We start from the raw sequence: 1,774 nt of genomic DNA, 5'->3' as shown, positions 1-1,774 counted from the left end.
CGTCGGTCAGTACCAACTTTACCCTGACCGTGACCCGCACGGATGTTCCCAGCGGCGATCCGCAGTTCCGCGTGACCAACGGTGTCAGCGTATCCCCTTCGGGAGAAAGCCAAACGCCGCAATCCCTGACAGCGAGCGCTGCGCCACAGACCTTGGGTTCACTGTTCTCATCAAACTCGCTCGGCGGTTTCAACACCGGAAATACAGCCGCAGCAGGTTCAATGATGTCCACCATCTTCGCCTCCACGCGCCACGACCGCCCAGCGGACAACGTGCCAACCAGCGAGGTGGCCTCGACCTTCGCTGGTGGGCGGGCACACAGTAACGGTACCCAGTTTGACAGTTCATTGGGATCGTTCCCAAGCTTCAGCAAGGATCCTGCATTGGGTGGCTCGTCCTCACTTGCCAGCGTGTTCTCTGGCATTTACTTGCCATCGCTAACGCCGATGGAAGTGTTTGACCAAGGCAGTTGGAAGGGTATCGGCACGAATCCAGATACCGCGAGGGCAGGCGGCACGACTCCTGTAACCGAACAAACCGCAGCGACATTTACCCCGTCGTTGCATCAGCAATTACAACAGATTGGAGATGCTGAAGGACAACGCCTGTCGGCCATTGAGCAGGCATTGTCCGATAGGGGTCAGCAACAGGGATAACAACAAGTCTACAGCAGAAGGCGCTAACGTTATGACGAACATGTTTGTGGCAAGCCGGTTGTCGGCATTAACAACCTTGGGCAGCGGTGAAATATGGATAAAGGGACGAAAACTTTTTAGCCTGAGTGCATTGGTGGTCGCACTCAGCGGTTGCGCCGTGACCAGCGACCCCATTACCAGGGCGGAAAGCACGCAGCGCAGCCAGCAGGATCGGGTGGCGATGTTCAGCCAGCAAGAACCGGTCACCGCGCCGATTGGCCTGTATGACGCTATGGCGCGCGCTCTGAAATACAACCTCGAATCACGTTTAAAGGTGATGGAGAATGCGCTGGCCCAGCAGCAACTGGAGTTGGCGCGTTATGATATGCTGCCAAAGCTGGCGGCCTCAGCGGGCTACGTGGGGCGTAATAATATGAGCGCATCCAGCAGCCGCAGCGTTGAAACAGGGCGTACATCCCTTGAACCATCAACCTCACAAGATCGCGATCGTGACGTGGCCGATCTCACCATGGTATGGAACGTACTCGATTTCGGCGTCAGCTACGTCAGCGCCAAACAGAAATCCGATCAGCGTTGGATTGCCGAGGAACGCAAGCGCAAGGTGGTACATACCATTCTGCAAGATGTGCGTTCTGCCTATTGGCGTGCGGTCGCCGCTGAGCGTTTATTAGGCCAAATTGACGGGCTGATCGCACGGGTAAATCAGGCACGTGAGGCCAGTGAGCGCATGACGGTGCAACAGGTCGGTGACCCTGTTGAAGCATTGAGCTATCGTCGGGCGCTGATCGATGCTACCCGCCAGTTGGAAGAACAGCGTCGGGCACTGTCCTTGGCCAAAACTGAACTTGCCACTCTGATGAACCTGCCGCTGGATACCCCGTTCAAACTGGCACTGCCGAGCAGCAGCGAGCAAATTGTTCCGCAGTTGAACGTAGACCAAAAAACCCTTGAAGAAGCCGCACTGGTCAGCCGACCGGAACTGCGGGAACAGGATTATCAGGTCCGGATTCACGCGGCTGAAACCCGTAAAGCGCTGCTGCGCATGCTGCCAGGCGTTGAGCTGAGTGTGGGAGGCCATTACGACAGTAACTCCTTCCTGGTTAAGAACAGTAGGGGCG

General features: G+C 56.7%; 1 protein-coding gene and 1 pseudogene. Both read left to right on the top strand.

Annotated features, from left to right (window positions below):
* Positions 1-656: pseudogene (locus tag J5224_RS26480) on the top strand (hypothetical protein); the annotation flags it as partial.
* Positions 657-696: 40 nt separating this feature from the next.
* A partial coding sequence (locus J5224_RS26475) for a TolC family protein (RefSeq protein ID WP_319802492.1) occupies positions 697-1,774 on the top strand: 1,078 nt, incomplete at its 3' end.

This window comes from Candidatus Symbiopectobacterium sp. NZEC135, from assembly GCF_025962695.1.
The sequence above is the reverse complement of the archived record's forward strand: the minus strand, read 5'-3'. Positions and strand labels throughout refer to the sequence as shown.